This is a genomic window from Mycobacterium simiae (assembly GCF_008370645.1).
In the GTDB taxonomy this organism is placed as follows: domain Bacteria; phylum Actinomycetota; class Actinomycetes; order Mycobacteriales; family Mycobacteriaceae; genus Mycobacterium; species Mycobacterium simiae_A.
Window position 1 is genome coordinate 1 of sequence record NZ_VTZN01000215.1, and the last position, 7,099, is coordinate 7,099.

The 7,099-nt window shown below is 64.8% G+C and carries 5 protein-coding genes and 1 pseudogene; all 6 read left to right on the forward strand.

Annotated elements, in window-relative coordinates; translation table 11 throughout:
- The first annotated feature begins 259 nt into the window (after positions 1-259).
- The 6 genes and pseudogenes from F0Q45_RS28055 to F0Q45_RS23080 all read left to right on the forward strand — a co-directional run bounded on the left by F0Q45_RS28055 (position 260) and on the right by F0Q45_RS23080 (position 6,928).
- Positions 260-415 (forward strand): hypothetical protein, encoded by a 156-nt coding sequence (locus F0Q45_RS28055; protein WP_188113113.1) that lies wholly within the window; start codon positions 260-262, stop codon positions 413-415.
- Between the two features lie 154 nt (positions 416-569).
- Positions 570-2,522, forward strand: coding sequence for an excinuclease ABC subunit UvrC (gene uvrC, locus F0Q45_RS23060; protein ID WP_149656116.1), 1,953 nt, complete (start codon positions 570-572; stop codon positions 2,520-2,522).
- On the forward strand, positions 2,519-3,424 hold the full coding sequence (gene rapZ / locus F0Q45_RS23065; RefSeq protein WP_149656117.1) for an RNase adapter RapZ: 906 nt from the start codon (positions 2,519-2,521) through the stop codon (positions 3,422-3,424). Before uvrC ends, rapZ begins: the two co-directional genes overlap by 4 nt.
- Positions 3,421-4,495: pseudogene (yvcK, locus tag F0Q45_RS23070) on the forward strand (uridine diphosphate-N-acetylglucosamine-binding protein YvcK). Before rapZ ends, yvcK begins: the two are co-directional and overlap by 4 nt.
- Positions 4,492-5,469: a DNA-binding protein WhiA gene (gene whiA / locus F0Q45_RS23075; RefSeq protein WP_149656120.1), complete on the forward strand. Its 978-nt coding sequence runs from the start codon at positions 4,492-4,494 to the stop codon at positions 5,467-5,469. Before yvcK ends, whiA begins: the two are co-directional and overlap by 4 nt.
- 73 nt (positions 5,470-5,542) lie before the next feature.
- The gene (locus F0Q45_RS23080) at positions 5,543-6,928 is read left to right on the forward strand and encodes a WS/DGAT/MGAT family O-acyltransferase (protein ID WP_149656119.1); all 1,386 of its coding nucleotides are present in this window, start codon (positions 5,543-5,545) and stop codon (positions 6,926-6,928) included.
- The last annotated feature ends 171 nt before the right edge of the window (positions 6,929-7,099 follow it).

The following is a 7,099-nucleotide window of genomic DNA, read 5'->3' on the forward strand; positions in this document are numbered from 1 at the left end:
AGGCAACGTACTCCTGCGCGACATACTGACCGTTCGCACAGACCTGGGTGTGGGCGACCCTCGACGAACTACGAGCGGGACCACTTAGGGGCTTCACCGCCGACAGCTGGGGGTCGCCAACGCTCCCAAGGCCGATGAGATCGCGACGAGAGCCGATGAGACCCTGCAGAGCGCGAACCGGTCCATCCAACTATTCGGGTCCAAGGGTTGAAGCACGCTCGTCCTCTGAAGTGTCTTTAGCATATTCGCGACCGCCCGTTTGCTCAAGACGTTCTGGCGCCGGCGGGACAAGCAGGTGCCCGACCGGGCGGTGATCTGGAATCTTCCCGACGGACACACCTACAACACCACGCCGGACACGCGCTGCGGGGGCCGTGACGCGATGATGCTCGTTCCCTGCCGCACCCGGGTATAAAAGCGCGCCAACCGCAATAACGCCGAACGCCGGCACAACCGCCAGAGCCGCCAAGCCGCCAAGACGCCCGCGCTCGTCGCCGCTGCCGACACCCCGAGCCCACCAACCGATCCCGATGAACCCCCGCCCTTCTAGCGACCACTAGCCTGGATACGTGCCAGATCCCGCCACGTACCGTCCCGCGCCCGGGTCTATCCCGGTCGAGCCCGGCGTATATCGGTTCCGCGACGCGCACGGACGGGTGATCTACGTCGGCAAGGCCAAGAGCCTGCGCAGCAGGCTGACGTCGTACTTTGCTGACGTCGCGCATCTGCACCCGAGGACCCGGCAGATGGTGACCACCGCAGCCAAGGTCGAGTGGACGGTGGTCAACACCGAAGTCGAGGCGTTGCAGCTGGAATACAACTGGATCAAGGAGTTCGATCCCCGGTTCAATGTCCGATACCGCGACGACAAGTCGTATCCGACGCTGGCGGTCACCCTCAACGAAGAGTTTCCCCGGATGATGGTCTATCGGGGCCCGCGGCGCAAAGGTGTGCGTTATTTCGGACCATATTCGCACGCGTGGGCGATCCGCGAAACGCTAGATTTGCTCACCAGGGTTTTTCCCGCACGCACCTGCTCGGCTGGAGTGTTTAAGCGGCACAAGCAGATTGAGCGTCCCTGCCTATTGGGCTACATCGACAAGTGTGCAGCGCCCTGTGTTGGCAGGGTCAGCACCGAGCAACATCGCCAGATCGTGGAGGACTTTTGCGATTTCCTCTCCGGCAAGACCGACCGGTACGCCCGCGAGTTGGAACAGCAGATGAACGCTGCGGCCGAGCATCTGGACTTCGAGCGAGCCGCGCGCCTGCGCGACGATCTGGCCGCGCTGAAGCGGGCCATGGAAAAGCAGGCGGTGGTACTGGGCGACGGTACCGACGCGGACGTAGTGGCATTTGCCGACGACGAGCTCGAAGCGGCCGTGCAAGTGTTTCACGTCCGCGGCGGCCGGGTTCGGGGCCAACGCGGCTGGATCGTCGAAAAGTCCGGAGATCCCAGTGATTCCAGTGCGGAGCAGTTGGTCGAGCAATTCCTGACCCAGTTCTACGGCGAGCAGGCGGAGCTGGGTTTCCCTGCCACACAAGCCGCAGACGAATCCGTCAACCCGGTGCCCCGCGAGGTGCTGGTGCCATGCCTGCCCTCCAACGCCGAAGAATTGTCCAGCTGGCTATCGGGCCTGCGCGGATCCCGGGTAACACTGCGGGTGCCGCGCCGCGGCGACAAGCGAGCGCTGGCCGAAACCGTACAGCGCAACGCGAAAGATGCCTTGCAGCAACACAAGTTGAAGCGCGCCGGCGACTTCAACGCCAGATCAGCTGCCCTGCAAAACATTCAGGAAACCCTCGGATTGCCCGATGCGCCGCTGCGCATCGAGTGCGTAGACATCAGCCATGTGCAGGGCACCGACGTGGTGGGATCGCTGGTGGTCTTCGAGGACGGTCTACCGCGCAAATCGGACTACCGCCACTTCGGGATCCGGGCAGCAGCCGGACACGGACGCTCCGACGACGTCGCCTCCATCGCGGAGGTGACCCGGCGCCGGTTCGTACGCCATCTGAGCGACCAGAACGATCCGAACCTGCTTTCCCCGGAAGGCAAATCCCGCCGGTTCGCCTACCCGCCCAACCTGTACGTCGTCGACGGCGGCGCACCACAAGCCAATGCAGCCAAAGCTGTTCTCGACGAGCTAGGCATCACCGATGTCGCGGTGATCGGCTTGGCAAAACGGTTGGAAGAGGTGTGGGTGCCGGCCGAGCCGGACCCGATCATCATGCCGCGCAACAGTGAGGGGCTCTACCTCCTGCAGCGGGTGCGCGACGAGGCGCACCGATTTGCCATCACCTACCATCGGAGCAAACGATCCAAAAGAATGACGGCATCGGCGTTGGACGCAGTGCCCGGATTGGGCGAGCATCGTCGCAAAGCGCTGGTCACCCACTTCGGATCGATAGCTCGCCTCAAGGAGGCCACCGTAGATCAGATCACTGCCGTTCCAGGTATCGGTGTAGCTACCGCTACGGCCGTCCTTGAGGCGCTGCTGGACGCGCCGGGAGCGCCGGAATGACCGATAACAGCCTGTCGGGCCCTGAGAACAATGCCCCAGCCGATATCGACGTGGTTCTGGTCACCGGGTTGTCCGGGGCCGGACGCGGCACCGCCGCCAAGGTGCTTGAAGACTTAGGCTGGTACGTTGCCGACAACCTGCCGCCCCAGCTGATTACCCGCATGGTGGACTTTGGGTTGGCAGCCGGGTCGCGGATCACCCAACTGGCCGTGGTGATGGACGTGCGCTCGCGCGGGTTCACCGGTGACCTCGACTCGGTACGCAACGAATTGGCCACGCGCAACATCACCCCCCGCGTGGTGTTCCTGGAGGCTTCTGACGACATGTTGGTGCGTCGCTATGAACAGAATCGGCGCAGCCATCCGCTACAGGGCCAGCAGACGTTGGCTGAGGGCATCGCCGCTGAACGAAAAATGCTGGCTCCGGTGCGCGCCAACGCGGACCTGATCATCGACACGTCGACGCTGTCGGTGCGGGGCTTGCGGGAAAGCATCGAGCGGGCCTTCGCCGGCGACGGCGGTGCGACCACCAGCATTACCGTCGAGTCATTCGGCTTCAAGTACGGGCTTCCGATGGACGCTGACATGGTCATGGATGTACGGTTCTTACCCAATCCGCACTGGGTGGACGAGTTGCGGCCGCTCACCGGCCAAAATCCAGCGGTGCGGGATTATGTGCTGGGTCAGCCCGGCGCGGCGGCGTTTTTGCAGAATTACCATCGGTTGCTATCCCTGGTCCTCGACGGCTACCGCAGGGAGGGGAAACGCTATATGACGGTGGCTATCGGCTGCACCGGCGGTAAGCATCGCAGCGTGGCGATCGCGGAAGCATTGATGGGGCTGCTGGGCTCGAACCCGCGACTGTCGGTGCGGGTGCTGCACCGGGATCTAGGTCGCGAATGACTGCATCCGGTAGCCGCAATATCGTTGCCTTGGGCGGCGGACACGGGTTGTATGCGACGTTGTCCGCCGCCCGCCGGCTGACTCCGTATGTCACTGCGATTGTGACTGTCGCTGACGACGGTGGCTCGTCGGGCCGGCTGCGTAGCGAGCTCGGGGTAGTGCCGCCTGGCGATTTGCGAATGGCGTTGGCCGCCTTGGCCTCTGACAGCCCGCACGGTCGGTTGTGGGCGACCATTCTGCAGCATCGGTTCGGTGGCAACGGCGCGTTGGCCGGGCATCCGATCGGGAACCTGATTCTTGCCGGTCTGTCCGAGATGCTCGCCGATCCGGTCGCCGCGCTCGACGAGCTTGGGCGCATCCTGGGCGTCAAGGGCAGGGTACTGCCGATGTGCCCGATCGCCCTGCAGATCGAGGCCGATGTGTCGGGATTGGAGTCGGACCCACGGATGTTCCGCCTGATCCGCGGCCAGGTGGCGATCGCGACTACACCGGGCAAGGTACGCCGGGTGCGGCTACTGCCCGTCGACCCGCCGGCGACCCGGCAAGCCGTCGACGCCATCATGTCTGCCGATTTGGTGGTCCTGGGGCCCGGCTCGTGGTTCACCAGCGTGATCCCGCACGTGATGGTGCCTGGACTGGCCGCGGCACTGCAGGCCACCACGGCGCGCCGGGCGCTGGTGCTCAACTTGGTGGCCGAGCCCGGGGAAACGGCGGGGTTTTCGGTGGAACGCCATTTGCATGTGCTGGCCCAGCACGCGCCAGGATTCACCGTCCACGACATCATCATCGACGCTGAGCGGGTGCCCAGCGATCGGGAACGGGAGCAACTGCGCCGAACCGCAACGCTGCTGCAGGCCGAGGTCCACTTCGCCGACGTGGCTAGACCTGGTACACCTTTACATGACCCGGGCAAGTTGGCGGCCGTCCTGGATGCGGTGCGGGCGCAGGACAAAAACCCGGCGACGTCTTCGGTGACAGCGCCGGAGATACCCATCGAGGGTGGACGCCGGCAGACCGGCGTGCATGGGGCCGGACGGCAACAGACCGAAGGGTGACGACGCGTGGCGATGACGACCGAAGTCAAGGACGAGTTGAGTCGTTTGGTAGTTAAATCGGTTAGCGCGCGGCGCGCCGAGGTCACATCCTTGCTCAGGTTCGCCGGCGGCCTACACATCGTCGGGGGCCGGGTGGTTGTCGAAGCCGAGGTGGATCTGGGTGGCATCGCTCGGCGACTGCGCAAGGACATCTTCGAGCTGTACGGCTACAACGCGGTGGTGCATGTGTTGTCGGCGAGCGGCATTCGCAAGAACACCCGATATGTGCTGCGAGTCGCCAATGACGGGGAAGCGCTGGCCCGGCAGACCGGACTACTCGACGTGCGTGGGCGTCCGGTGCGCGGCCTGCCTGCGCAGGTCGTGGGCGGCACTATCGGCGACGCCGAAGCAGCTTGGCGTGGAGCCTTTTTGGCGCACGGGTCGTTGACCGAGCCCGGACGCTCGTCGGCGTTGGAGGTCAGCTGTCCGGGTCCGGAAGCCGCACTGGCGCTGGTGGGTGCCGCGCGCCGGCTCGGGGTCAGTGCGAAGGCCCGCGAGGTGCGTGGCGCCGATCGTGTCGTGGTGCGCGACGGTGAGGCGATCGGTGCCTTGCTTACTCGAATGGGGGCGCAGGACACCCGGCTGGTATGGGAGGAACGCCGGATGCGTCGCGAAGTTCGTGCGACGGCCAACCGCCTGGCCAATTTCGACGATGCCAACCTGCGCCGCTCGGCCCGGGCGGCGGTCGCGGCGGCGGCGCGGGTGGAGCGTGCACTCGAGATACTCGGCGATAGCGTGCCCGATCATCTGGCTTCGGCAGGCAAATTGCGTGTCGAGCACCGGCAGGCCTCGCTGGAGGAGCTGGGCCGTCTCGCTGATCCGCCGATGACGAAAGATGCTGTAGCAGGACGGATTCGGCGATTGTTGTCGATGGCTGATCGCAAGGCGAAGGTGGAAGGGATTCCGGACACTGAGTCTGCGGTGACGCCAGACTTGCTGGAGGATGCGTAGCCGAGTAAGCCGGTGCGGTGCGAGATTTTCGGGAGCGCTGGCCCCGGGAGGCACGGGCGGCTATGGTCGCGGCATGAGGCGTCTCTCCAGTGTTGATGCGGCCTTTTGGTCCGCGGAAACCGCAGGCTGGCACATGCATGTTGGTGCGCTGGCGATCTGTGACCCAACGCAAGCGCCCGACTATTGCTTTCAGCGGCTGCGCGACTTGCTCAGCGAGCGATTGCCTGAGATCCCGCAGTTGCGGTGGAAGGTCACGGGTTCGCCGCTCGGCCTGGACCGGCCGTGGTTCGTCGAAGACCAAGACCTGGATATCGATTTCCATGTCCGGCGCATCGGCGTTCCCGCTCCCGGTGGGCGGCGCGAGCTCGAGGAGCTCGTCGGCCGGCTGATGTCTTACAAATTGGACCGCTCGCGGCCGCTGTGGGAATTGTGGGTGATTGAGGGCGTCGAGGGTCGCCGGATCGCGACGTTGACCAAGATGCACCACGCCATCGTGGATGGCGTCTCCGGTGCTGGGTTGGGCGAGATTCTCCTAGACGTCACGCCCGAACCGCGTCCGCCGCAAGAGGGGACAGTGGGATTTGTCGGGTTCCAGATCCCGGGTCTGGAACGTCGTGCGCTCGGTGCGCTGATCAACATCGGAATCATGACACCGTTCCGGGTAGCCAGGCTGGTGGAGCAGACGGTGCGTCAGCAGATCGCGGCGTTGGGGGTGCACAGCAAACCGCCGCGCTACTTCGACGCGCCCAAGACCCGGTTTAACGCCCAGGTTTCGCCGCACCGGCGGGTGACCGGCACGCGTGTCGAGCTGGCCCGGGCCAAGGCAGTCAAAGACGCGTTCGGCGTCAAGCTGAACGACGTCGTTCTCGCGCTGGTGGCCGGGGCGGCCCGGGAGTATCTGCATAAGCGAGACGAGCTTCCCGTAAAACCCCTCATCGCGCAGATCCCCGTCTCGACCCGCACCGACGAGACCAAGTCCGAAGTCGGGAACCAGATCAACTCGATGACCGCTTCGTTGGCCACGCATGTCGAAGACCCTGCCGAGCGGCTCAAGGCCATCCACGAGAGCACCCAGAGCGCTAAAGAAATGGCCAAAGCGCTTTCGGCGCACCAGATTATGGGACTCACCGAGACTACCCCGCCCGGCCTGCTGCAGCTGGCGGCTCGCGCGTATACGGCCACCGGCCTGTCGCACAACTTGGCCCCGATCAATCTCGTCGTCTCCAACGTGCCCGGGCCGCAGTTCCCGCTATATATGGCCGGCGCCAAACTAGATTCCCTTGTACCGCTTGGGCCGCCGGTGATGGACGTAGCCCTCAACATCACCTGCTTCTCGTATATGGATTATCTGGACTTCGGTTTCGTGACGACACCGGAGGTGGCCAACGACATCGACGTGATGGCCGACGCGATCGAGCCGGCGTTGATCGAACTCGAGCAGGCCGCCGGATTGCGCTAGTGCGCTACAGCTTCTAGCCGGTGCCAACCTTGTGTGGCGAGCCGGGTGGGGCAATGTGACGTGGTGCAACCTCTGAGGTGGTGTGGGGGCTATTCGCAGTGCAGCGCGGCGCCTTTGCCTTCCGCGCGGCCCCGCCACTGGTTCGCTTCGCTCGCCTCTAGGCAAGGCGCG

Coding starts and splice junctions, on each gene's coding strand:
- F0Q45_RS23080 (WP_149656119.1), top strand. CDS start 5,543: ATGAGGCGTCTCTCCAGTGTTGATGCGGCCTTTTGGTCCGCGGAAACC.
- rapZ (WP_149656117.1), top strand. CDS start 2,519: ATGACCGATAACAGCCTGTCGGGCCCTGAGAACAATGCCCCAGCCGAT.
- whiA (WP_149656120.1), top strand. CDS start 4,492: ATGACGACCGAAGTCAAGGACGAGTTGAGTCGTTTGGTAGTTAAATCG.